We start from the raw sequence: 23510 nt of genomic DNA on the forward strand, positions 1-23510 counted from the left end.
TTTTAGTCCAAAGCAATCCCCAATGCGAGTAGCAGAATAAAGGCGTGGATGAGTGCCACGTTGAGCCCTAAAAACGGCACGAGCTGTGGGATGTCATCGGCGTATCGATGCACGCCTTTGATTAATTTTGGTGCTAGAAGCGCAGAAAAGAGTGCGAGGATACTTAAGTCTGGAATGACTTGATTCCACACAGCAACGATGACAATCGCGTAAGCGAGTACTAACTGACCAGAGAAAAGCCAAGCGCTGCGACGACGGCCAATCATAATTGGAAAGTGAAAACGGCCGACTGACTCGTCCGCTTCACAATCTGGAAATTGATTCAGCAACAGCAAGTTGTTCACCAACAACATCACCACCACGGCGAGTACCCAAATCATCAAATTGAGCTCCCGCGCAAACACCCAAGCGGCGCCAAGCGTCATTAATAATCCAAAGCCAACGCCTGGCGCAATCAAGCATAAGACAGGCTCTTGATTGAGCGGCTTGGTGTACAGCAGGATGAGTAAGACACCTGGAATACCGAGCCAAAGTAAACTAAAGCTGTATTCGTTTGCGATGGTTAGGCCAGCGACCATTACGATAAGCAAGCTGGCTAGGGCTAGTATTAACGCCCAGCGAGCCATTCTCGGGTTGCGGACGAGCGCACCACTACCGCCACTAAACGCGGTTTTCCGTGTTTTGAAATCGAGCCCGCTGCGATAATCCATGTATTCGTTTAAAGCGTTCACGCTTACATGAGCAAAAATCGCCACAACGGTGACTAAAAACAGCGTGCTGCGTGGCGGCCAACCGGAATAATAGTAACCGACAGCAAGTGCAAGTAATAAGCAGACAAGGGTGAGCGTTAGGAATTTCGCTCGCGAGACGGCTAAAAAATCCGAGAGTTTAAGCATTTATTTCTTCTTGGTCCGTTCGTCAAGTTGCGGCAGGTAATCCTGCTCTAGCTGTTGTAACCATTGTTTACCGAAGCTACTAAATAACTTACTGTGATTTTTTAGAAATGCTTGACCACAATTATCGAGCAACTCTTTATTCGCGGCTAATTGTTCCACTTTTATCCAGTCATTCCAAACACTATGCAAGCCCCAGTTTGGGTCATGAATTTCACACCCTGGTAAACGGTAATGAAAAGTGGGACGGGCTTTGACGAGTTTACTATCAACAGCGGCAACAAGTTTGTCCGCGTCAAGATGCCGAAATAGCGGCAACATATCGAGGGCGCGGTTACGGGTTGGATTATGTTTTAGGTAATCATCCATTAAGGTTTCTAAATCTGGCCAATAATCTGAGTTGAGAGCCAGTTGCAGATATTCGTTTGGAAAAGGGTCAATGTAATTACTGATACGACGAGAAATATCTGGGTTAATCCGTGCCAACAGCCAGTCGTATAAACACAAAAATGCTTTGATATGCGCCATGATCGTATCGCTATCGAGCCTGGGTAGCTCTGGATTGAGTTGCATACCAAATGCATAGGCTAAACTGTCAGATGAGCCGCGGGCACCCGCTGCACGCAAATCATCCATTAAGTTTTCCACTTCCGCTAACCGCGAAAGCGGCAAGGGCGGACTTACCACTTCAACAGGAACCACACTTTCGGCAACCCAAGCGAGGCTTTTCTCTGCGGCCGCTCGAAAATCATCTTGTTCTTGTTCACGTCCCATTTTCTTCAGATAACTGTAATCAAATTCGATAACCCAATCACCAGCAGCGTCGCCTTGAATGGTTTTTTCATAGCGTCCTTGAGCACTTACTTCGCAGTTGTCACAGTGACGCTCGAGAAACTTTAAAAGAACGTCAGTCGTCGCATCCAAACTGAGATCGCCGAATTCGATTTCAACACCGACCGCCCGCTCGTTACCCTCCGCATTGTGTCGCTGTGGTGGGGTCGTCAGTTCCGGTTTAGCCATACTCAATTACTCCATGTCAGCTGCATCGATGGGCGGATTAATCTCACTGATGCGTCGATAAACCCAAGCTGGTTTACCATCAGCGAGGTAATACAAATAGCGTTCGTAACGTACGCCAACCCGTTCGTAACGGTCGAGACGACGCAATTGGGTGGCGTTAACGTAAAAAATTCGTCCTTCGGTCACTGCATCGTCTTCTGGCAACAAATCTAACCGATAGCGACGATAACCTTCAAGCTCCGCAGGTTCAGTTGGCACATAAGCACGAATGACAATGGTTCGAACCAATGGGTTGGTTAAAGTTCCGAAGGCAAACACCCGGTGTTCCGCTTCTTGGTCGATTTCGAGCGTGGTTTCCGAGAAGTTAAAACTGTACGGGTTTAACCAAATCCACCACCAAACCGCAACAGCGATGATGAGTATTACTAGAATCGTTGTCATTTTTGTCACGCCAACCCCCGTATATTTCGTGTTGTTTTTGTGTATCATGCAGGAGTTGTGATTACAAATAGAAGATGGGAACAACCAAGAGGAAAAACCCATGCGTACACTAGCTAAATTTGCTCGTTCTAGTGCTGCAATAGCCGTTGGCGCAGCACTGTTATTAACCGCCTGCGGGCAAGCACCGCAAACCCCAGACGTGTCAGCTGAACCAGAAGCTTATGTGTTAATGCCATCGGCCCAAGAGCGCCTCGACATCTATGTTCCGGTCGAAATGGGTGTCGATATTTCACATTTATCTGAGGCACAAAAAGAGCTGGTGAGCCTCTTAATTGATGCTGCTGATATTATGGATGAACTCTTTTGGATGCAGGCTTACCCTGGTGACCGTCAGGAATTTTTGGCGCGTATTCCAGACCCACAAGTGCGTCAATTTGCCGAAATTAACTACGGCCCATGGGACCGGTTAAATAATATGCAGCCATTCTTGCAAGGTTATGGACCCAAGCCTGCTGGCGCCAATTATTACCCAGCCGATATGACCCGTGAAGAGTTCGATGCAGCCGAACTTGCCGGTAAGGATGACTTATACACTTTGGTACGTCGTAACGACGCGGGTGAGCTATATACTGTGGCTTACTCGGAGAAATATCGCGAACAACTGGAAAAAGCAGCCGCAATTTTGCGTGCTGCGGCTGCAGTGGCTGATGATGAGAAATTCGCAGAGTACTTAATCATGCGTGCCGATGCGTTCTTAACCGATGACTATCAGCCGTCTGATTATGCTTGGATGGATGTCACTGACAGTGTGATTGATGTGATTATTGGTCCGATTGAAACCTATGAAGATCGCTTGTTCGGTTACAAGGCAGGGTTTGAGGCTTATGTATTAGTCAAAGACCTCGAGTGGAGCGAGCGTCTTGCGGTCTATGCAGAGCATCTACCAGCGTTGCAACGTGGTTTACCAGTTGCCGACGAATATAAAGCTGAAGAGCCAGGCGCAGAAGCTCAGCTTAATGCTTATGACATTGTGTACTACGCAGGTCATTCCAACGCAGGCAGTAAAACGATTGCCGTGAACCTACCGAATGATGAAGAAGTACAGTTGGCGAAAGGCACTCGCCGTTCACAGCTGAAAAATGCAATGCGGGCCAAGTTCGACGAAATCTTGTTGCCGATTGCAGATGAGCTGATTCATCCCGATCAGCGTGATCACATTACCTTCGATGCGTTCTTCGCGAACACCATGTTCCATGAAGTCGCTCACGGACTCGGGATCAAGAATACCATTGATGGCCGCAGCACAGTGCGACAAGCTTTGCGTGAATACGCAGCGCCGCTAGAAGAAGGCAAAGCGGATATTCTTGGCTTATACATGGTTACCCAGTTGCTCGAAGCTGGCGTGCTAACCGAAGGACAACTGGAAGACTATTATGTAACTTTCCTTGCTGGAATCTTCCGCTCCGTGCGCTTCGGTGCGTCAAGTGCGCATGGGCAAGCCAACATGATTCGCTTTAACTATTTTGCTGAGAAGGGCGCGTTTATTCATGACGAAAACGGCTATTACAGTGTCGATATGGAAAATATGCGTAACGCCATGAATAGCCTGTCGGAACTGATTTTGCGCTTGCAAGGCGACGGTGACTATGAAGGTGTTGCAGCTTTATTCCGTGACATGGGTGGCGTCGGTGAACAGTTACAAGCTGATCTTGACCGTTTGGCGGCTGCCAACATTCCGGTTGATATTGTGTTTAACCAAGGTAAAGCGCAAATTGGTCTGTGATAGCTGACCTAACGAATGTGATAGAAATCACTATTGGTTAGTGAAATTGACTAAAAGCCACGGTGAGCAACCGTGGCTTTTTTAGTTAAAACAAAGAATTACAGATTTTGGCATAAAGCTTGCTGTGTTCACTTAGGAAAACAATTCTTAAAAATGAATGAAGACATTAAGATGATCAGTGCAATGGTTTTAGTTAGTGGCTTAAGCGGCATGCCAGCGATTGAAGCGCCTTCAGCGCCGGTGAAGAAATCGAGCACCAATGCGTTTCATGTTATCGACGGTCAAAGCTGTAATATGACCCTCGATAAAGACTTATATATCAGCCCGCAAGCGCTGACGTTACGCGACGCTGGAGCTGAAGTGATTCGTATTCACGCAGATGGCCAAGTGTTTGTTAATGGCGCAGCAATCGACGTTGCTGAAGCTGACCGTGCTCACTTTGTTGCATACAAAGACGGCCTTGCGGAACAAACTCAGTTTGTCGTGCAAGTGATTGACGAGGCACTTGAAATGACGAATTACGCATTAACCATGACGTTTGGTGAAATGTTCGGTAAGCGGCATCGGATAGTTCGCCGTATGGACAAACTCACTGATCGTTTGCGTGGTGATTTAGCCTCCATCGCATATGAGGACAACGGCACGTTTGTTGTTCAGGGCTCACAATTAGACGCATTTGGCGACCGAATTGGTGAAACCATTGAAGAAGAAATGGAAGACCTCATCACCAATGCGAAAGGTACGATGATGATGATGGTTGGTCGCATGCTTTTGCGTGGGCAACGCGGTATCGAAGACTTCGAGCAACGCATGGAAACCATGGCGGCGAACCTTGAAACCGAAATGGAAGCTTGGGGCGCAGACATCGAAGCACGTAGCGAAAATTTTTGCCAACGTCTAACTGAGCTACGGAAAACCGAAGATTACCTTGCTGAAACCTACCCAGCATTTGGCGATTATCGTTTACTACCATAAGCTCCGGTTGGGCTAAGTTGTAGCGCCGTTTAGCCTGTTAGCTGCTTGGTTCGGAATCGGCCTACTCATTCTCAGAGACGCCGTAAACCCATCCTCCCTGGGGGCTTATAATCGGCATCCATGCCTCATATACTCTGAGAACGAGCAGCCTCGCTTCCAACCGCAGCTAACAAGCAGCTAGGCTCTCAACCAAGCAGCTAATACGCTAAGCGCATCAGCCGCAAGGTTCGCAGCGCAGCAGCGCCTAGCTCTTCACCTCAGGCTCTTCGTCAATATTGAGGTCGTCGTCATGTTGTGCCACGTCCCAAGGTAACGAACTTGGTGAGTGGTGCTGGAATGCCAAGTAGTTTTCGAATTGGTTGAGTACATCATTGATGATATCAGCCTTTTCGAAACCATAGACATCGTACGCCTGACCACCTTGACGTAAAAACACTTCAGCACGGAAGTATTCGTCACTTTCTGTGCGCTTCTGCAACATCGCAAACTCGGGGCGGGCATAGCCACGAATGCGGATTTCGTAGGTGAAATCAGCGTCAGCACGGTCGACGTGAAGAACAACTCGAGTCGGATCCTCTTCGAGTGATACTTCTGCTTGCCATTTTTGTGACTCAAGCTCTGCTCGTACTTCTTCGAGACAGTCTTTGCAGGTTTCGCGAATAAAGGTTTCGACTTTGGCTTTACTCGGATAGTCAACCAGGCCCGCTAAGCGCTTTTTCCAGTAGTTGGCACCAGAATGAACGCCACGACGGTGAATTTTTGCAGCGCTCTTCAAACTGTCGAATTGGTGACCTTCAATAACCAACGCTCGCCACATGCCAACGGCCGCTAATAGCATGATAATGGCGAAAGGTAGTGCACTGGCAATAGCCGCAGTTTGCAGGGCAGTGAGTCCGCCGGCAAGTAACAGCACGGCAGCGACAATCCCTTCTGAACTTGCCCAAAATACGCGCTGCCAGGCAGGCGTGTCCATACGACCGCCAGAGGCTAACGAATCGATGACAAGCGAGCCTGAGTCAGACGAGGTGACAAAGAAAGTCATGATCAGCACGACGGTGACAAACGAGAGAATGCTCGTCATTGGTAAATTCTCATACAGTTTGAACAGCGCAATGGCTTGGTCAGCCTGTACGTCAGCAATCAGCGTGTCGAGACCTTCGTTCATGATCATATGTAACGCGGTGTCACCAAACACTGAGAACCAGAAAAAGGTAAAGATGGTTGGGACTAACATGACGCCAAAGACAAATTGGCGAATGGTGCGGCCACGACTGATTTTGGCGATAAAGAGACCAACGAATGGTGCCCAAGCAATTGTCCAACCAAAGATGAACAAGGTCCAGTTGCCGATCCAGTCACTGCGACTATAGGCCTGCAAATTAAAGGTACGCTCAACAATGTAATTGAGATAGCTACCTGTGTTCTGCAAGAAAGTCTCAAGAATATGGACGGTAGGTCCGGCAAAGAATACGAATAGCAACAAGAACATGACCAAGGTCATATTCACAATAGATAGGCGTTTGACCCCTTTGTCCAAACCCGCGACAACGGAGGCGATCGCCATCAAGGTGATGACAAAGATGACAATGACTTGGACAATTGTGGAGACCGGGATTCCGGGCCACAGGTAATTCAAGCCAGCGTTAATTTGAATAACCGAAAGACCTAAGGTGGTGGCAATACCGAACATGGTGCCGAGAATCGCAAAAGTATCGACGGCATGACCAGCTGGTCCATGAATTTTTTCGCCAATGATCGGATATAACGTCGAGCGCATGGACAGTGGTAGTCCGTGGCGGAACGAAAAATAGGCCAAAACCAAGCCCACCAGACCATAGATAGCCCAGATATGGAAACCCCAGTGGAAATAGGAGATTTGCATCGCTTGTTTGGCGGCGTCAACGGTGAGTGCCGCGCCTTCTGGGGGACTGGCATAATGCAAGACCGGCTCGGAAACACCGAAAAAGAGCAGGGCGATACCATAGCCGGCGGAAAACAGCATGGCGAACCAAGACAAGAAACTATATTCCGGTTCAGCGTGATCGGGCCCTAGCTTGATTCGTCCCCATTTGGAAATACCAACGATGACGATAAACATTAAAAACAGGGCAACTGCAAGCATATAGAACCAACCGAAATCTTCGGTAATACGAGCAAGGGTGGCTGAGAAAAACTCACCGGCCAACTCCGGGTTCGACAATGTGCCAATCACTAACAAGGTAATGACAGCGACGGCGGGAATAAATACCGGCATCAGCAGCATCGACTTCCAACGCGAATTGCTTTTTGCGGTCATGCAAAGACTCCTTCTTGTGGCAACCGTTTATTATTCTGGTTGAGTACCTATTTACACTAGCACCCTGAAATGAAATCACAAGTTGAAATCTGGCGAGCCTCCAGATTAATTAAGAAACTAGCAATTGAATGATTAATTTTCCTGCTAAACTGATCGTCAAGCGAAAAATCTTAAGGAAATCAGCATGAGTTTGCGTTCAGGTACGGTTGGACGATTGAAATATTGGCTTGAGCGTATGCTCGGTGGCGGTGCGCTTTTGCAATTACTCTTAGCTTGGGGAGTCGTTGTTGCAGTAGCTGTCCTTGGAGGCCTTTTAGTTTTTGTGTTTGCGCGCAGTGACGCAGGCATCGCCGAAGAGCTGTGGTGGTCATTTTTACGTTTAACCGATCCGGGTTACCTAGGTGACGATGAAGGCACTTCTCGTCGCATTATCTCCACACTCCTCACCGTCGCCGGCTATGTGTTGTTCATGGGTACTCTGGTCGCGATCATGACCCAATGGCTCTTTCGGCAAATGCGTCAGTTTGAGCTTGGGCAGACACCGGTTTCGTTTCGCCAACACACGGTTATTCTCGGTTGGACATCGCGCTCAATTCCGGTGGTTAATGAGTTGATTCACCCAGAAGTTCCCGCGACTTTAGTCAATCGCATCGCCGTATTAGCCGATAATATTACCGAAGGTCCAAGTGAAGAGGTTCTCGCGCAACCTTGGTCGACCAAACAGCGTCGCCGTGTGGTATTGCGGTCCGGCTCATTGCTCAATCCAGACCATCTGCAGCGTGTGGCCATTCAGCAAGCGCAAACCATTATTGTGCCGTCGCGAGGTAATTTTGCAGAGCAAACCTTGAGCGCGGACGCCGATGCCATCAAAGTGTTGTTGTCATTGCAAGCAAGGCAGCTAACGAACTTACCGCCGCGAGTGATCATCGAGTTACAGGATGCACAGAAAATTGCAATTGCTCGCCACACCTACAGTGGGCCGCTAGAAGTGGTAGCATCCGATCTCTTAATTGCACGAATTTTGATGCGTAGTACCTTGTATCCAGGGCTTTCAGGTGCCGTGAATGCATTGCTAGTCGATGCGGATCAGCCGCAATTTATTCCTGCTACAGCGGCTAACTTTGTCGGTAAAAAGTGGCAACAGGTGTATGCCAGCGCTTTGTACGTGACGCCATGTGGTGTCTTGCGTGAAGAGAATGGTGAGCAGTACTCCTATTTGGCGCCGCCGGCAGATTTTATACTTAAAGCCGGTGATGAAATTCTTTATTTAGCCGGTCGGGTTCGCGACATTCAACATCGTAATAGCTCAGCGACGCATAAACCAATCGCGACGCCGCAGTTGCTGTTAACACCGCCGCGCCCACGCCAAAGCAAGGTGCTGCTACTCGGCTGGAACAACCGTGTACCAGCGCTTCTCGAGCAGTTTATTGCCGATCAGCGGACTGAATTCGCAGTGACGTCGGTGTCGACATCGAGTATTGACGAGCGCCAGCGAAAATTACAGCAGCGTTGGGGATTAAATGCCGATGACGAAATGCCGTTACAGATCAATTGGCGCGAAGCAGACTACACCCTTGAAGCCGTGCTAAAAGAATTGAAGCTCCATCAATATGACGCGGTGATGCTGTTTAGTAGTGACCGTCTAGGCACAGGCGAGGAAGCCGACGCTCGCAGTATTGTCGCATTCATGGTGCTCGATTACTTGCTGGCGCAGGGTAACCCAGACCTCCGTCCGCACATCATGGTCGAGCTACACGACCCGAGCAATGAAGCCTATGTCGACCACAGCCATAACGAAGTGTTAGTCAGTTCCGTGGTGGTTTCGCATGTGCTTGCTCAAGTCGCGGTTTATCCGCAACTGCATACGGTGTACGAGCAGCTACTCAGTTCCGAGGGAGCGCGCATGGGCATTCGCTACGCACCACCCGCATTGCAGCGCTCGGTGACCATTGCGGAATTGCGTGAACATGCACTCGCTCAGCAGGCCGTGTTACTCGGTTACCAACAACCCGATGGCCGAACTGTGATGAATCCGCCGTTAAACGAGCAGGTCAATGTCACCGCAAATACACAACTCATCGTGTTGCAAGGTGCACAGGTCTAAAAAAATTGAACAATTTCCTGCAAACCGATGTAATGAGTTTATGACCATATTAAAAGGTAGAACGCAAAAATTTCGGCGACTAGCTCTGCATATTGCTCTGCTTAGCGCAGCAGCAACCTTGCTTTTGTTGACTGCTTGCTCCGAGCAAACTGAGCAAAATAGTTCTGCAGGTGAACAACCTAGAACGCCGATAGCAGCTTACGAAGTTGTGCCACGAGATCTGTCTCGACAATTAAATTTGTCGGCGACAGTGCAACCGCGTGTTGTTGTTAATCTCAATAGTCGGGCACAAGGTATGGTGAGTTCGATTGCTGTTGAAGAATCGGACTATGTCACGCAAGGTCAACGGTTAGCTGAGTTCGATGTCGCTGAGCAGCAAGCGGAATTGAATCGTGCGCAAGCCCGAGCCCAAGAAGCGCGGTTAGAACTTGAGCGTATTCGTCAACTCAGCGATACCCAAACGATTGCGCGGGCGGAACTAGAGCGAGCGGAAGCTAGCTATGCCGCTGCTACCGCAGAACGGGATTTGTGGCAAACACGACTTTCTTTTGGTGTTATTACCGCGCCCACAGACGGCGTGATCACTGCGCGCTATATTCAGGAAGGCGAGGCGGTTGAGCCACGGGAGCCATTGTTTGTGCTCGCGAAAATGGATGAGTTAGTGATCTTACCGGGCGTTTCCGAACGCGATGTGCGGCATTTGGCCGTGGGGCAGGAAGTGCCGGTGCAGCTAGACGCATTGCCCGATGAAATCATCACCGGCAGCATTCGTCGTATTTTTCCTGCGGCAGATGCCGAGAGTCGTTTAATTCATGTCGAAGTATTGCTGCCGAGTGATAGTTACGAACGCGGTGTTCGCCCGGGCTTTTTGGCGCGTTTACCCTTGATTGTTGACTCACGTCCAGATTCGCTAGCGGTGCCCGCAGCAGCGATTGGTGAAGATGGCTCCGACCGCTATGTTTATCAAGTGATCGATCACCGTTTGACGCGCGTGATCATTCAAACTGGCATTACCCGTGGCCAGTGGACTGAAGTGGTCGATGGCATTGACGCTGGTGCCGTAGTCTTAGCAACCAATCCGATTGATATGCGCGACGGCACCCGCGTGCGCATTGTGAATTGGCGAGGTTAGCGGATGCGCGGGCTCAGCAGTCAGGCCATTCGTCGCCCAATCGGTACGCTGTCACTGACAGCCGTTATTCTTGTCCTCGGTTTGTTCTTCGTTCAGCGCCTACCGGTCGACCTCCTGCCGCATATTGAATACCCGCAAATTACAGTTACTGTGAATCATCCAGGCGTTGCGCCTGAGGTGATGGAAGAGCAAGTGACGCGCGTGCTCGAAAGAAATCTCGCCGCCGTCGAGAACTTGGTGCTCATTGATAGCCGAGCGTCAGAAGGAAGAACCAATGTAAATTTACATTTCGAGCTTGGTACCAACCTCGACCTAGCCCTTCAGGATGCCGGACGACTACTTGAGTTAGCACGGACACAATTACCTCCTGATGCCGAACCTCCGCGCCTGTATAAACGCGATCCGTCACAAGACCCAGTTTGGCAAGCAGGCTTCAGCTCAACGGTGCGCAGTGAAGTCGCTGTGCGTGACTGGGTGGTGAATCAGCTGACGCCGCAACTGGTGTCAATTCATGGTGTTGCAGGTGTCGAAGTCGCGGGTGGATTGCAGCGCGAAATGGAAGTCATTGTCGACCAGCAGCGCCTCCGCGCTTTCGGCTTGCGCATGCAGGATATTGTCGATTTGTTAGCGATGGAAAATGTCGACGTGGCGGCAGGTTGGATGACTTCCGCAAGTTTTGATGTGATGGCAAAAACCGATGGTATGCTGACCTCAGAGGCTGATGTCGCTAATCTGCTTCTACAAGTCCCCGGCTCCGACCAACGTATTCGCCTCAGTGAAGTCGCAGAAGTTCGTGACGGTTTTCGTGAGCAACGTCTATTTTCACGTTTAAACGGTACTCCTGCGGTGCAGGTTTCGCTGACCAAGTTACCGGAAGCGAATACGGTGGATGTCGTCGAAGCCGTGCAAAGTCTTATGCTGCAATTGGACCGAAGCGGCTTTTTACCTGCCGATATTCGCTTTCAACCGATTGACGATCCGGTTTACTTCATTCGTGGCGCCATTAGTAGTGTCGGTACCGCCGCCGTTCTAGGTGGTGTTTTAGCGATGCTCATGGTTATGCTGTTTTTAGGCTCTTTGCGCAAAAGTTTTGTTGTCGGTTTATCCATTCCTGTTGCTGTCCTTGCGACCTTTGCCCTCATGGGCGCCAGTGGCCTCACTCTCAATGTCATTAGTTTAGGCGGGCTTGCGCTTGGGGTTGGGCTGCTGCTCGATAACGCCATCGTCATGTTAGAAAACATCTTCCGCCACCAAAAGGATGAATCGCAGAGCATTGATGCAAGCGCTGAACAAGGTGCGGCTGAAGTTTCTTCGGCAATCACAGCAGGCACCTTAACCAATTTAGCTGCGGTTTTACCGTTTTTGTTGATCACCGGCTATGCCTCGATGATTTTCCGAGAATTAATTCTAACCATTTCTTTCGCGATATTAGCGACCTTGGCCGCAGCGCTGACACTTATTCCGGCACTAGCGGCCTTGCTTGCCAAAATCAGTTGGCAAAGCGGTTTTGAAAACAGTTGGCTCGTTCGTGGGTTTGCGCGTTTTATTGGCTGGTTACAAACCATTTATGTCAAAGCATTAGCGAAACTTCTGCGCTGGCGCTACGTGGTGGTCGCTGCCGCTATTGCCGGTGTGGTTGTGATTGTGAATGTTGGTAGCGACTTAGGGAACGAGTTTTTACCGCAAGTTGATGACGGAGGCGTGAGTGTGCGTCTGGTGCTACCGAGCGGAACTCCGCCGCTGGAAACTGACGAGGCGGCACGCCAAATTGAAGCAGTCATCATGGATATGCCGCACGTTGAAACCATGTTCGCTTTGGTTGGTGGTCATTTAGGTGGCGGTATTATTAACGAACGGCCCGGTACCAGTAATATTCGAATTCAACTTACGCCTGCGCGCGAACGACCGGACATGACCGCAGGGCAGTGGGTTGCCAAAGCGCAGCAGCGGCTCGACGCTTTAGACTTGCCAGGCGCCCGTATCAGTGTGCGCCCGCCATCCATTCGCGGATTGCAATTTAGCCCAGGTGGCGCGGACTTCTCAATTAGTGTCGTCGGTGATGAATTGCGTGAATTACGCGAAACCGCGCGCGAGATAGCAGCGCTGCTGCAAGGTATTCCGGGGCTCGAAGGGGTTGAAGTAGGCCGTGAAGATCAAAGCCCATTGATGCGCATTATTGTCGATCGCGAGCGTGCCGCAGATTTAGGTTTACGGGTCTCGGAAATTGGTCGCGCGGTTCGACTCGCGGTCGACGGTGCCGTACCGTCGTACTTCCGCGATGGTCAATATGAATACGATGTGCGCGTGCGTTTACCGCGCGATCAGGTCAATGACGAAGAAGTCTTAGGCAATTTGCTGCTTGATCGCGTGCAAGGTGCGCCGGTATTGCTGCGTGATGTTGCGAGTTTTCAGCTTGGTGAGGGGCCAGCCCATATTGAGCGGGAAAATCAGAATCGAGTTGTTCGAATTAATGGTGATATCAATACGGCAGTCAATGACGTGGCCAGTATCATGGCAGAAGTCGACGCCCGCATGAAAGGTTTCGAATTGCCGGAGTCATTTAGTTTGATTTATGCCGGTCAGTGGCAAACCATCCAAGAAACCAATCGCGAGTTGCGAACTGTGGTTCTCTTGGCGCTGTTCTTGGTGTTCGTGGTCATGGCGGTGCAATATGAGCGTTTAACCAATCCTTTCGTGATTTTAACTGCCGCACCGCTGGCGCTAGTTGGTGTTGTTAGCATCTTAAAACTGACAAGCACAGCCTTGTCAGCGCCAGTACTTATCGGCGTGGTCTTGTTGATTGGGATTGTCGTCAATAACGCCATATTACTAGTTGAATATATTGAGAAAGGTCGTCGCGACGAGCAACTGTCGATGCATGAGGCGGTGCTGCAAGCGGCGAGTGTGCGCTTGCGACCTATTTTAATGACGACACTAACGACCGTGCTCGGCATGTTGCCGCTGGCGCTAGGTATTGGCGAAGGTGCAGAAATTATGCACCCACTGGCATTAACCGTGGTTGGTGGCCTGCTCAGTGCGATGCTGCTGACTCTATTCGTCGTGCCTGCCTTCTACTTGATTGTTAATGGCGTCGCTGAGCGCTTGGTCGCATTCTTGACCGGGAAGAGTGGTGACACTGCATAAAAAAATGGTCGGCTGAACGCCGACCATTATTTGAATTGTTTGTCTGTAAACGTTGTTGACTGACTGATGTTAAAACGGTCATGTCAAACAATGACATGACTAAACAACAGTTACGTTTTCAGCTTGTGGGCCTTTTTGGCCTTGCGTGATAGTGAACTGAACTTTCTGGCCTTCAGTCAGAGTGCGGAAACCGTCACCTTGAATGGCGCTGAAGTGAACAAACACATCTGGACCGCCGGCGCGCTCAAGAAACCCAAAACCTTTCGATTCGTTGAACCACTTAACGGTACCAGTAACGATATCAGACATAGCCTTTCCTAACTTTCTTTAAAATGAAACTGCTGACGATAAGCCAGCGAACTTAATGCTGTTCGACAGCTAGATTGAGAGGCTATAGACGAGGACTTCCAAGAAGATATCGTTCCAGCGTTCAAAACGAGCTGCTTACAAGCAAAACAAGTATACACCGCAGATTTTGAAGTCGCCACGGCTTTTTGTTGATTATTAATTATGCAGAAATATTCTGAAGCCTAAGCTTACTGTCACTGCATTTGTCCGCATGCCTTTGCTATAGTAGCAACCATGCATGTTTAGTTGCGGGGCGAGTCCGCAGCAGAGAGGATGAGGTGTTTATGGTTGGATTGAGGCGTGCCCGTTCGCAAGCAGAACTGATCGGTAATACCGATTTATTATTGATTCCGTCGTTATCAAAGTTGTGTGGTTCCAATATTTATCTGAAGTGTGAATTTCAAAACCCCGGCGGCTCAATTAAAGACAGAGCGGCGCTGCAACTTGTTCAAGATGCAATGGAACGCGGTGAATTGAAGCCGGGAATGACCATCGTTGAAGGCACAGCGGGGAACACTGGGATTGGCTTAGCCGTGGTGGCGCAGTCGCTGGGATTTGACTTGTTAGTGGTGATGCCAAACGATCAAACACCAGAAAAAACGCGCATGATCGAACTGCACGGTGGACGTTTAATGACAGTGCCACCCGTACCTTTTCGCGACGAAAACCACTTCTACCATACCGCTCGCCGTCTCGCAGAGGAAAACCCAAATTATTGGTGGGCGAACCAGTTTGAAAATATCAGCAATATGCGAGCGCACTACCTGCAAACGGGGCCAGAAATTTGGCAACAAACCGATGGCGCAATCGATATATTAGTTTCAGTTGCAGGCACAGGTGGGACTTTAGCGGGCAATTCAAAATTTTTGAAAGAGCAAAAACCAGAGCTTGAAGTATGGATGATTGACCCCGATGGCTCCGGCGTTTACGAGTTCTTACTCAGTGGTGAGTATCGGGCAACTGGTGGCTCGATGACCGAGGGAATTGGCATCATGCGCTTAGTCGAAAACTTCCGCCATGCGAAAATCGACTATGCACTCAACTTGCCGGATCAAGATCTTGTCAGTATTGCCGCGTATGTGCGCGAGCAGGACGGCATTGTGCTTGGCAGTAGCTCAGCTTTGAATGTTGCCGGCGCATTATTTGCCGCGCTTCAACATGAGCCTGGGAAAACGATAGTCACCTTTGCTTGTGACCTTGGTGAGCGCAGTATCTCCAAGCTTTATAACCCCGAGTACTTGCGTAGCAGAGACTTAAACCCGGAGCCAGAGCCGATAGACGCGTTAAAAGAGCGTTATCGGGCTGCTCGCTCACGGGCATTAAAAGTTGAACGCAGGGATTGGCAGGTCAACTAACCAAGCCTAACCTAGCGTAGGCTAACCTAGTCGCTTAACTTGCCGATAACGCACGTTCTAAAATCGCTCGGCTAACGTCGGGCGTTACATCTTGGTTTTCACCCAACTTGACCATACGATGACTTTCAAGTTGCTTAATAATGGTATCAATGACGGAGCTGTCGAGGTCGTAGTGCTCAAGGCGAGTACCCGCACCTAAGTTAAAGAAGAATTCCTCGGTTTTGGTAATCGCAGCTTCGGCTTTTTCGTCGTCACTACCTTCGGTAATTCCCCAAACGCGCTCAGCGTATTGCACCAGCTTGGCCAGTTTGTCCGCTTTGCGCACGCGCAGGTTCGCAGGTAAAACCACAGCGAGCGTCTGCGCATGGTCAAGACCATACAATGCCGTAAGCTCGTGGCCGATCATATGAGTTGACCAGTCTTGCGGCACGCCAACGCCAATCAGGCCATTTAAAGCCATGGTTGCGCACCACATGACATTGGCGCGTACTTCATAATTCTCCGGCTCGGCTAAGGCTTGCGGGCCAACATCAATGAGTGTTTGTAAAATGGCTTCGGCTAAGCGATCTTGCAGGTGGGCACCAACCGGATAGGTCAGGTATTGCTCCATGACGTGCACAAACGGATCAATCACACCATTGATGACTTGGCGAACTGGCAAGGTGTAGGTCGTCGTTGGGTCAAGCACAGAAAACACCGGGTAAACCAACGGACTGCCAAACGGCAATTTGGCTTTGTATTCAGCGCGGGTGACCACTGAGCCTGAATTCATTTCCGAACCGGTCGCAGGCAAAGTTAAGACGGTACCGAACGGCACTGCCGACTTCACGACTTTCCCGCCTTTGGTCAAAATTTCCCATGGGTCGCCTTGGTAATGAGCGGCAGCGGCGATGAATTTCACACCATCAATGACGGAGCCACCGCCAGCAGCCAGAATGAAGTCGACTTTGTCGGTATTCACTTGTTGCGCAGCCCGCACGAGAGTTTCGTATTCCGGATTTGCTTCAATACCAGAGAATTCGCTGACAAGACGGTCGCCCAATGCAGCGATAATCTGGTCGTAAACGCCATTTTTTTTGATGCTGCCTCCGCCGTAAGCCAACATCACTCGGGCATTTGCAGGGACTTCTTGACTGATTGCTGCAATTTGCTCAGCACCAAAAATAATTTTCGTTGGGTTGTAGAAACTGAAATTTTTCATCGGTACTCCGTGATGAGAATAAGTGAACAACCTACGACGCTGTACTCAGCGTCAGTTGCATTCGATAGCCATCGCTACCGTCAGAGTAGTAGCTCGAAAGCAGGTCGACAACCTCAAAGCCAACATTTCGGTAAAGTTGGATGGCTGCCGCATTGTCACATTTTACTTCTAAACTGAGGATTTGGATCGCTTGGCGTTGGGCTTCTTCTAGCCACGCTTGAACGAGTGCACGAGCCACGCCTTTGCCGCGTGCTTCAGGTGCCGTCGCCAAAGAATACAGTCGCCACTTGCGACTATTTTTGCGGGTTAAAACGATTGCATAGCCAATCAATTGGTCGGCGGTTTCCGCGCACCAAAACAACGAGGTTTGCTGCTTGAGTAGGCGCGCAAAGGAACGTTTGCCGATTTGGTCATAGTTAAAGCAACGCTGCTCTAAAGCATAAATCGCTTCGAGATCATGACTCGTTGCGCGTCGGATGATCATTACTTAACGCTCCAGAAAACCATCAGCACCGGTGCTTCTCACTTCTCAAGCCGCGGTGCTGTGTTTGTTAGTCGTCGAGACGACGGAGGAAATCAGCCATGATGATGCGATATAGCTCATCACCGAGGTAGAGATCTTCAACACCACTGTCGATGGAAGGATTATCATTAATTTCGATAATCACTGGGCCTTTGGCAGTTTCTTTAATATCGACACCATAGAGACCGTCACCGACTAACCGGGTAGCCTGCATGGCAATTTTAACCACTTCTTTGGGGACCTGGTGCACACCTAAACAGGCAAAAGAGCCACTTTTACCCCGGCTGGTTTCACTGCTGTGGTTGTAGATTTGCCAGTGATTACGCGCCATAAAATATTTACAGGCATAAATCGCCCGATTATTCAGAACGCCAATCCGCCAATCAAAATCGGTCGGCAAATATTCTTGAACGAGAAGAATCGTCGACATTTTAAATAGTTCAGCGGCGACTTTACGGAATTCAGTTTCGTCTTTTGCCTTCTCGACGCCAATCGAGAACGAACCATCTGGAATTTTTAACACAACCGGATAGCCAAATCGTTGGCCAATCGCGCTGAAGTCAATGGCATCACCCATCACCAATAATTCGGTTCGTGGCTGCGGAACCTTATTCTTCTCTAGCATCTCATTGAGAAATACTTTATTCGCGCAACGCAGGATTGACTCAGGATGATCGATCACGACCATGCCATTTGCTTCTGCTTTTTTCGCAAAGTGATAGGTATAGTGGTTGATTCGAGTCGTTTCACGGATGAATAACGCATCAAACTCGAGCAAACGGTTAAAGTCTGCTTTGGTAATTAATTCAGCGTCGATATCGTTGTCACGGGCGGCCCGAATAAACTTTTGCAGCGCCTTTTTGTCGCTGGTTGGGATTTTTTCATCGGGATCATGCAAAATGGCTAAATCGAAGCGATATTCTTTGCGGCTCCGAGCTTTACGCCAAACTCGTTTCGAGAAATATTCTAGCGACTCACCAAATAAGGTTTGTTCGTTATCGCTGAGATCCGAAAGTGCTCGATTACGTATTGCATGCAGGTGCCAGCGACCTTCAAAGCGAAACTCAACTTCGAGCAGCGGACAGGGGTAAGCCTCGAACATGCGCCGAGCTAAATCTTCAAGTTCAGCGTAAGCGGTGCGGCCAAAGCAGATGAGCAGCTTAACCACATTCGTTTGTTCGGGTTGATGCTGCGCAACAAAGCGGTTTAATAATCGCGTATTATCATTCAGAAATAATTGATAATGCGATAAATTGGCTAAGTCATTAATGGCAGTTACCGACGGCAAGGCGCGCTGACCACGAGCCTCGGCAAGCAAACTGACATAGTAACCAGTCGACAAGTAACTTAAGTCGCCACACAAGTTTATAATCGGACCGCGATGTTTACTCGCTTGCAGAATATAGTCCGCAGCTGAAATGATAGATTGAGACGGGTGGTACGGTTGCCAGTCGGCGAGATCATCAAGAATGATCAAAGGTGCATTGTGCATGATAGGCCTTGTAACAATGAAAAAATGCGACATGCTTGTCGCGCCACGTTATCGCTGAAAAACGACGAATAATCAAGCAATTTCACAAGGAATTTATAGTATGAAATATCAAGGTTCGCCAACCTTTCGTCATGATCAAATTGGTCGAATCGGGGTGTTGTTAACCAACCTCGGTACCCCAGACGCACCAACACCGTCTGCTTTACGCCGATATCTGGGCGAATTCCTTTCCGATCCCCGCGTTGTTGAAGTGCCTCGACTGCTTTGGAAAATCATTCTACATGGTGTGATTCTGCGCATTCGACCGGCCCGCTCGGCTGCTGCCTACAAAACTGTATGGACCGAACAGGGCTCGCCGTTGTTGTTTCATACCGAAGCGCAAACAGAGGGAGTGCGTGAGCGCTTAAAAGCCCTCTATGGCGATGATGTGGTGGTTGAATTCGGTATGCGTTACGGCAATCCATCCATTGCCAGTGCAATTGAGAAGTTAATGCAGCAGGGCGTGCGTAAACTGGTCGTGCTGCCACTCTATCCACAGTATTCAGGTTCGACATCGGCGTCCACGTTTGACGCGATTGCGCACGACTTTATGAAGCGCAGATGGTTGCCCGATTTTCGTTTTATCTCCCATTACCATGATGATCCCGGCTATATCCAAGCGGTTGCTGACAAAATCAAAGCGCATTGGCAGACTCATGGTCAAGCGGACTTGTTGGTATTTTCCTACCACGGCGTGCCGAAGCGATATCTAGACCAAGGCGACCCCTACCATTGTGAGTGCTACAAGACCTCTCGTTTGGTTGCCGAAGCGCTCGGATTGAGTAAAGAGCAGTATCGGACGACGTTTCAGTCACGTTTTGGCCGTGAAGAGTGGCTGCAGCCGTATACTGACGAAACTATGAAAGCCTTGCCGGGCCAAGGTATTAAAGCGATTCAAGTGGTTTGCCCTGGATTTTCCGCCGATTGCCTCGAAACTATCGAAGAAATCGGTGAAGAAAATTGCGAATATTTTATGGAAGCCGGTGGTGAACGTTTCGAATACATTCCATGTTTGAATGCGGATCCGCAGCACCTCGACGCAATCACGGAGATTGTCCAGCAGAACTTAGTGAACTGGCAGGCTGGCGACGCTGCAAAGAGTGCGCAAACACGTGAGCATGCGCAAGCACTTGGTGCTAAGCTTTAAACATCTCAAAATGATTTCGCAAGGAGTGAATCATGTTGTCTATGTTGGCACGCTTGTTCAAAGCGCTAAACGCGGAAACAAGCCCATGGGCGCTTGCGTGGGCCTTTGTGCTTGGTATGTTTATGGGGCTGACGCCTCTGTTCAGTCTCCATAATGTCATTATTCTGTTCCTCGCCTTGTCGCTCCGGATTAACCTGAGCGGCTTTATTTTGGCTTGGCTTTTCTTCTCGGGGTTAGCTTACTTAATCGACCCGCTATTCGACTGGATAGGTGAAAGTCTGTTATTGGCCCCCGCCTTAGAGCCTCTTTGGGTTTCGTTGTACGAAAATCCGCTGGCGCGCCTATTCCAATACAACCATACGATTACCCTCGGTAGCTTTGTTTTCTGCCTCCTGATTACGCCAATTTGGGCGCCCGTGGCTTATAAGCTTATCGTTACCTATCGCAGTCGTGTCAAAGCTTGGTTTGACCGTTTGCGTTTCGTACAGGTGATTAAGGGAACCAAGTTCTTCGCCATGTACCAAAAAGTTAGCGGCTTGCGCGGAGGCTCACTATGAATAAGGTTATTCGTTGGCCAGGATTAATCGCTTTCGTCGTTATTATCGGCGCACTGGCAATTATTATTCGCACCTTCGCCGGACCCATTGTAAAAAGCGGCCTTGAATATGGTCTGACACGGGCAAATGGCGCCGAAGTGAATATTGCTAGCGTGAATATTCACTGGTCGCCATTTAGTGTGAGTATGGAAGAGTTGCAGTTTACCGACCCTGAGACGCCAGCTTTAAATCGCGTGCAAGCGCAACGAGCTCATGCGGAACTGTACTTTTGGGACGCGGTTATTGGGCGCATTCATATTCGCGACCTGGAAGTGTCAGGCATTGCGATGGGGGTTGAACGGCGCAGCCCAGGACGAGTGCGCGCAGACTATCAAAGTGACAGCGAACCGTTTGATTGGCGCCAAACCCTTGCCGATTTAGAAATTGAAATTCCGACGGTCGAAGGTGTCCTCGAACGTAGTGAAATTCGCACGCCGGGTGTCATTGAGCAAGCTCAAACCAACTTCGAAATTCAACGAGAGAAAGTGGATGAGGCACGAGCTAACCTTCCAGAAAAGGAAAAGCTCGAAGGCTATCGCGAGCGTGTTGAAGCCATTACCGAAGCGCGACCGCGGACGCCCGAAGAATTACTGCAGCTCCGTGAAGACTTACGCACACTGCAACGTGACATGCGAACTGACCGCGACGCCGTGCGCGCATTCGTTGCCGTCAGTGAAGAGGCAGTAACAGTTTTACGCTCTGATTTAGAGGCAGTTCGCAGTGCTCCGGGACAAGACATCGAGCGGGTACGTAGCCTATTGCGTTTCGATAATGACAGCCTAAGTGAACTCAGTGGCGTGTTATTTGGACCCAAGGTTGAACAGTGGAGCCAATATCTCCTCATGGCGTTTGATTTCATCGGGCCGATGCTGCAGCGCTCAGACGATGAAGAAGTCAAACCAAGTCGTTGGGAAGGCCGCTTTATTGACTTTGATAGAGCGCAACGGCCGGTATTTTTAATCGAACGAGCGGTGACAGATATTCGCCTACCTGATACTCATTTGAGCATGGATTGGGCGAATATTACCTGGCAACACGACCGCATTGGCGGCACGCCGTCGACCTTTGCGTTAGCAGCCTCTGAGTCGTCGTGGTGGCAAGAACTAGCGCTTAATGGCGAGTTTTCGATGAGTGACCTACGCGGCTTTGCTGGTCAACAGGCGTGGCGAATTCGTGGTGTGAATTTAGTTGAGCAGGAACTGTTTGCTCAGAATGATGTGGTTGCTAAATTACTGGGCGCTATGTTGAACTCCGAAGGTCAAGTGGGTGTCAGTGCTGGTGAGCTAAACGGTAGCGGCGTTATTTCAATGCGTGATGTTGCGCTTGATTTAGACGGTGACGCGCGTTGGGCACGGATTCTTGCCGATGTTGTCGGTCAGATTAATGCCTTCGACATGAATTTGAATGTGTCTGGCCCAATGCAAGCACCGGGGCTGTCGATTCGCTCAGACTTAGACAATCAGTTGCAACGCTTGATGACCGCACGTTTAACCGCAGAAGCGGATGAGCAGATTGCCCGTTTACGTAGTGATCTTGAACAACGCGTCAGTAGTGCGACTGAAAATCTCGACCCACGGTTGAATGCAATCGTGGCGGGGTTAGCAGAAGGACAAAGTTTTGAAGCCTTGTTAACGGACTTACTTGCCGTAAGCCCGGACGATCTGCGACTTGGCGATCAACTGCGGGATCGATTGCGTGGTAGTTTACGCGATCGCATTGGCGGCTAATTGGTGCGACTTATTTGTGTTCTTTGAAAACCGTTAAGGACCAACCGTAGCGGATGGCGCCAAAGCGCATGACTAATGTGACTGTCATGGCGGCTAACATGGCTACGGTTTGGCTCCACGAGCTCAAGGCGACATAAATGATTGCACCGGCGATACAGGTTGTGGCGTAAAGCTCACTTTTCAGTACCATCGGAATATCGCGGGCCAACACGTCCCGCAGCATGCCGCCAAAAACCGCCGTCATGGTGCCGAGGATAATGGCAACGACGGGGCTGACGCCTGTATTCAATGCTTTTTCAGTGCCGAGCACCGTAAAAAACGCGATCCCAAGCGCATCAGCAAGTAAAAGTCGGTTTAATGGAATGTAAGCTTTCAATCGCAGCCATAGAATGGTCACACCTGCTGCTGCCGCAATAACGGCAAAGTAGGTGGCGTCGTGTAGCCAGAACACCGGCACGTCTAAAATGAGGTCACGCGTTGTGCCGCCGCCAACAGCGGTAACCGAAGCCAGCACAATCACACCAAAACCGTCCATTTGTTTACGAAAGGCAAGTAAGGTGCCTGCAATTGCGAACACGGCAACACCGGCCAAGTCAGCGATATAAAACCAAGTATCCATTCAGCGTACTTTCTCCACGAATAAGCCGATTAAAGCTAGCGGCAAAGAAGTTTTTCAAGCATGATAGCCAACGATTAATTTGCCATGATAATCAGAGAAAAAGAAGCAAAGCTTGTATTTATCCAATTTGTCCACATATCTAGCTGACTAACTGCATAAGCGACTGCAAGCACTCGCAAGCATTTCGCTTCGTAAGTTGTTCAGTTACAATACAGCGCTTTAACGCTGTTTTCCGTGAACCGGAGCAAGCGACGCCCGCAAATATAGCAAATTTTCTTTTGTGGCTCATGGTCTTACAACGATCATACATGAATAATTTAGTTAATTGAGGAAGAGTTATGGACTTTTTAATCGCCAATGCTTACGCACAACAAGGTGGTCAAGAGGGTGGTACAGCATCATTAATTATCATGCTGGTGCTGTTTGGTTTGATCTTTTACTTCTTAATTTATCGCCCACAAGCTAAGCGCGTTAAAGAGCATAAGACGTTGGTAACTTCGCTAGCAAAAGGTGACGAAGTCCTGATGCAAGGCGGATTAGTAGGCAAAATCTCTAAAGTTCAAGACGACAGCGACTTTATGGTGATTGGCTTAACTGAAGGTGTTGAAATCACTGTTCAGAAAGGTGCGGTAGCAGCCGTGTTACCAAAGGGTTCAATTAAAACTCTTTAATTAC

Annotated in this window: 19 protein-coding genes; 10 read left to right on the forward strand and 9 right to left on the reverse strand. The window is 49.5% G+C overall.

Annotated features, from left to right (window positions below; genetic code table 11):
• Positions 1 to 2: 2 nt before the first annotated feature.
• From CWE06_RS07280 to CWE06_RS07290, 3 genes are read right to left on the reverse strand one after another with little or no spacing between them, the layout of a single operon-like run.
• On the reverse strand, positions 3 to 896 hold the full coding sequence (locus tag CWE06_RS07280; RefSeq protein WP_126792654.1) for a prenyltransferase: 894 nt from the start codon (positions 894 to 896) through the stop codon (positions 3 to 5).
• A complete protein-coding gene (locus tag CWE06_RS07285) occupies positions 897 to 1913 on the reverse strand; it encodes an amidoligase family protein (RefSeq protein WP_126792656.1) in 1017 nt (338 codons plus the stop codon).
• 6 nt (positions 1914 to 1919) lie between these two features.
• Positions 1920 to 2354 carry a gamma-glutamylcyclotransferase family protein gene (locus CWE06_RS07290; RefSeq protein WP_157981154.1) on the reverse strand — a complete coding sequence of 145 codons (435 nt, stop codon included), beginning with the start codon at positions 2352 to 2354 and terminating at the stop codon, positions 1920 to 1922.
• A gap of 100 nt (positions 2355 to 2454) precedes the next feature.
• Here CWE06_RS07290 and CWE06_RS07295 point away from each other — a divergent pair, with 100 nt between their 5' ends.
• Together CWE06_RS07295 and CWE06_RS07300 are read left to right on the forward strand one after the other, a co-directional pair.
• Positions 2455 to 4137, forward strand: coding sequence for a dipeptidyl-peptidase 3 family protein (locus CWE06_RS07295; RefSeq protein ID WP_126792660.1), 1683 nt, complete (start codon positions 2455 to 2457; stop codon positions 4135 to 4137).
• Between the two features lie 153 nt (positions 4138 to 4290).
• A complete protein-coding gene (locus tag CWE06_RS07300) occupies positions 4291 to 5112 on the forward strand; it encodes a DUF2884 family protein (RefSeq protein ID WP_126792662.1) in 822 nt (273 codons plus the stop codon).
• Positions 5113 to 5356: 244 nt separating this feature from the next.
• On the opposite strand, the gene CWE06_RS07305 is transcribed toward CWE06_RS07300, so the two are convergent.
• Positions 5357 to 7408, reverse strand: a complete 2052-nt coding sequence (locus CWE06_RS07305; protein WP_126792663.1) for a BCCT family transporter — start codon at positions 7406 to 7408, stop codon at positions 5357 to 5359.
• 184 nt (positions 7409 to 7592) lie between these two features.
• Here CWE06_RS07305 and CWE06_RS07310 point away from each other — a divergent pair, with 184 nt between their 5' ends.
• Genes CWE06_RS07310 through CWE06_RS07320 form a run of 3 tightly spaced genes read left to right on the forward strand, consistent with a single transcriptional unit; the run spans position 7593 to position 13788 of the window.
• Positions 7593 to 9512 carry a potassium channel family protein gene (locus tag CWE06_RS07310; protein ID WP_126792665.1) on the forward strand — a complete coding sequence of 640 codons (1920 nt, stop codon included), beginning with the start codon at positions 7593 to 7595 and terminating at the stop codon, positions 9510 to 9512.
• Positions 9513 to 9552: 40 nt separating this feature from the next.
• Positions 9553 to 10644, forward strand: a complete 1092-nt coding sequence (locus CWE06_RS07315; RefSeq protein WP_126792667.1) for an efflux RND transporter periplasmic adaptor subunit — start codon at positions 9553 to 9555, stop codon at positions 10642 to 10644.
• 3 nt (positions 10645 to 10647) lie between these two features.
• Positions 10648 to 13788 (forward strand): efflux RND transporter permease subunit, encoded by a 3141-nt coding sequence (locus tag CWE06_RS07320; RefSeq protein WP_126792669.1) that lies wholly within the window; start codon positions 10648 to 10650, stop codon positions 13786 to 13788.
• 99 nt (positions 13789 to 13887) lie between these two features.
• Here the strand turns inward: CWE06_RS07320 and CWE06_RS07325 are convergent, their stop codons facing one another.
• The gene (locus tag CWE06_RS07325; RefSeq protein WP_126792671.1) at positions 13888 to 14097 is read right to left on the reverse strand and encodes a cold-shock protein; all 210 of its coding nucleotides are present in this window, start codon (positions 14095 to 14097) and stop codon (positions 13888 to 13890) included.
• Positions 14098 to 14420: 323 nt separating this feature from the next.
• Here CWE06_RS07325 and CWE06_RS07330 point away from each other — a divergent pair, with 323 nt between their 5' ends.
• A complete protein-coding gene (locus CWE06_RS07330; protein ID WP_126792673.1) occupies positions 14421 to 15491 on the forward strand; it encodes a cysteine synthase A in 1071 nt (356 codons plus the stop codon).
• 34 nt (positions 15492 to 15525) lie between these two features.
• Here the strand turns inward: CWE06_RS07330 and CWE06_RS07335 are convergent, their stop codons facing one another.
• From CWE06_RS07335 to CWE06_RS07345, 3 genes are all read right to left on the reverse strand, one after another.
• The gene (locus tag CWE06_RS07335) at positions 15526 to 16692 is read right to left on the reverse strand and encodes an iron-containing alcohol dehydrogenase (RefSeq protein WP_126792675.1); all 1167 of its coding nucleotides are present in this window, start codon (positions 16690 to 16692) and stop codon (positions 15526 to 15528) included.
• Positions 16693 to 16723: 31 nt separating this feature from the next.
• Positions 16724 to 17176, reverse strand: a complete 453-nt coding sequence (locus tag CWE06_RS07340; RefSeq protein ID WP_126792677.1) for a GNAT family N-acetyltransferase — start codon at positions 17174 to 17176, stop codon at positions 16724 to 16726.
• Between the two features lie 67 nt (positions 17177 to 17243).
• Positions 17244 to 18707: a RimK family protein gene (locus tag CWE06_RS07345; protein ID WP_126792679.1), complete on the reverse strand. Its 1464-nt coding sequence runs from the start codon at positions 18705 to 18707 to the stop codon at positions 17244 to 17246.
• Between the two features lie 100 nt (positions 18708 to 18807).
• Here CWE06_RS07345 and hemH point away from each other — a divergent pair, with 100 nt between their 5' ends.
• The 3 genes from hemH to CWE06_RS07360 are packed head-to-tail and all read left to right on the forward strand — an operon-like array spanning position 18808 to position 22216.
• Positions 18808 to 19893, forward strand: coding sequence for a ferrochelatase (gene hemH / locus CWE06_RS07350; RefSeq protein WP_126792681.1), 1086 nt, complete (start codon positions 18808 to 18810; stop codon positions 19891 to 19893).
• Positions 19894 to 19925: 32 nt separating this feature from the next.
• Positions 19926 to 20450, forward strand: a complete 525-nt coding sequence (locus tag CWE06_RS07355; RefSeq protein ID WP_126792683.1) for a TIGR03546 family protein — start codon at positions 19926 to 19928, stop codon at positions 20448 to 20450.
• Positions 20447 to 22216 (forward strand): TIGR03545 family protein, encoded by a 1770-nt coding sequence (locus CWE06_RS07360; RefSeq protein ID WP_126792685.1) that lies wholly within the window; start codon positions 20447 to 20449, stop codon positions 22214 to 22216. The genes CWE06_RS07355 and CWE06_RS07360 overlap by 4 nt, the downstream gene beginning before the upstream one ends.
• Positions 22217 to 22226: 10 nt before the next feature.
• On the opposite strand, the gene CWE06_RS07365 is transcribed toward CWE06_RS07360, so the two are convergent.
• Positions 22227 to 22835, reverse strand: a complete 609-nt coding sequence (locus CWE06_RS07365) for a trimeric intracellular cation channel family protein (protein ID WP_126792687.1) — start codon at positions 22833 to 22835, stop codon at positions 22227 to 22229.
• Between the two features lie 338 nt (positions 22836 to 23173).
• Between CWE06_RS07365 and yajC the strand changes: the two genes are divergently transcribed.
• Positions 23174 to 23506 (forward strand): preprotein translocase subunit YajC, encoded by a 333-nt coding sequence (yajC, locus tag CWE06_RS07370; RefSeq protein WP_126792689.1) that lies wholly within the window; start codon positions 23174 to 23176, stop codon positions 23504 to 23506.
• The last annotated feature ends 4 nt before the right edge of the window (positions 23507 to 23510 follow it).

The organism is Aliidiomarina haloalkalitolerans (assembly GCF_003987315.1).
Taxonomy (GTDB): Bacteria; Pseudomonadota; Gammaproteobacteria; order Enterobacterales; family Alteromonadaceae; genus Aliidiomarina; species Aliidiomarina haloalkalitolerans.

Excerpts from the sequence above, each read along its gene's own strand:
- CWE06_RS07280 (WP_126792654.1), bottom strand. The coding sequence starts at position 896 with ATGCTTAAACTCTCGGATTTTTTAGCCGTCTCGCGAGCGAAATTCCTA.
- CWE06_RS07285 (WP_126792656.1), bottom strand. The coding sequence starts at position 1,913 with ATGGCTAAACCGGAACTGACGACCCCACCACAGCGACACAATGCGGAG.
- CWE06_RS07290 (WP_157981154.1), bottom strand. The coding sequence starts at position 2,354 with ATGACAACGATTCTAGTAATACTCATCATCGCTGTTGCGGTTTGGTGG.
- CWE06_RS07295 (WP_126792660.1), top strand. The coding sequence starts at position 2,455 with ATGCGTACACTAGCTAAATTTGCTCGTTCTAGTGCTGCAATAGCCGTT.
- CWE06_RS07300 (WP_126792662.1), top strand. The coding sequence starts at position 4,291 with ATGAATGAAGACATTAAGATGATCAGTGCAATGGTTTTAGTTAGTGGC.
- CWE06_RS07305 (WP_126792663.1), bottom strand. The coding sequence starts at position 7,408 with ATGACCGCAAAAAGCAATTCGCGTTGGAAGTCGATGCTGCTGATGCCG.
- CWE06_RS07310 (WP_126792665.1), top strand. The coding sequence starts at position 7,593 with ATGAGTTTGCGTTCAGGTACGGTTGGACGATTGAAATATTGGCTTGAG.
- CWE06_RS07315 (WP_126792667.1), top strand. The coding sequence starts at position 9,553 with ATGACCATATTAAAAGGTAGAACGCAAAAATTTCGGCGACTAGCTCTG.
- CWE06_RS07320 (WP_126792669.1), top strand. The coding sequence starts at position 10,648 with ATGCGCGGGCTCAGCAGTCAGGCCATTCGTCGCCCAATCGGTACGCTG.
- CWE06_RS07325 (WP_126792671.1), bottom strand. The coding sequence starts at position 14,097 with ATGTCTGATATCGTTACTGGTACCGTTAAGTGGTTCAACGAATCGAAA.
- CWE06_RS07330 (WP_126792673.1), top strand. The coding sequence starts at position 14,421 with ATGGTTGGATTGAGGCGTGCCCGTTCGCAAGCAGAACTGATCGGTAAT.
- CWE06_RS07335 (WP_126792675.1), bottom strand. The coding sequence starts at position 16,692 with ATGAAAAATTTCAGTTTCTACAACCCAACGAAAATTATTTTTGGTGCT.
- CWE06_RS07340 (WP_126792677.1), bottom strand. The coding sequence starts at position 17,176 with ATGATCATCCGACGCGCAACGAGTCATGATCTCGAAGCGATTTATGCT.
- CWE06_RS07345 (WP_126792679.1), bottom strand. The coding sequence starts at position 18,707 with ATGCACAATGCACCTTTGATCATTCTTGATGATCTCGCCGACTGGCAA.
- hemH (WP_126792681.1), top strand. The coding sequence starts at position 18,808 with ATGAAATATCAAGGTTCGCCAACCTTTCGTCATGATCAAATTGGTCGA.
- CWE06_RS07355 (WP_126792683.1), top strand. The coding sequence starts at position 19,926 with ATGTTGTCTATGTTGGCACGCTTGTTCAAAGCGCTAAACGCGGAAACA.
- CWE06_RS07360 (WP_126792685.1), top strand. The coding sequence starts at position 20,447 with ATGAATAAGGTTATTCGTTGGCCAGGATTAATCGCTTTCGTCGTTATT.
- CWE06_RS07365 (WP_126792687.1), bottom strand. The coding sequence starts at position 22,835 with ATGGATACTTGGTTTTATATCGCTGACTTGGCCGGTGTTGCCGTGTTC.
- yajC (WP_126792689.1), top strand. The coding sequence starts at position 23,174 with ATGGACTTTTTAATCGCCAATGCTTACGCACAACAAGGTGGTCAAGAG.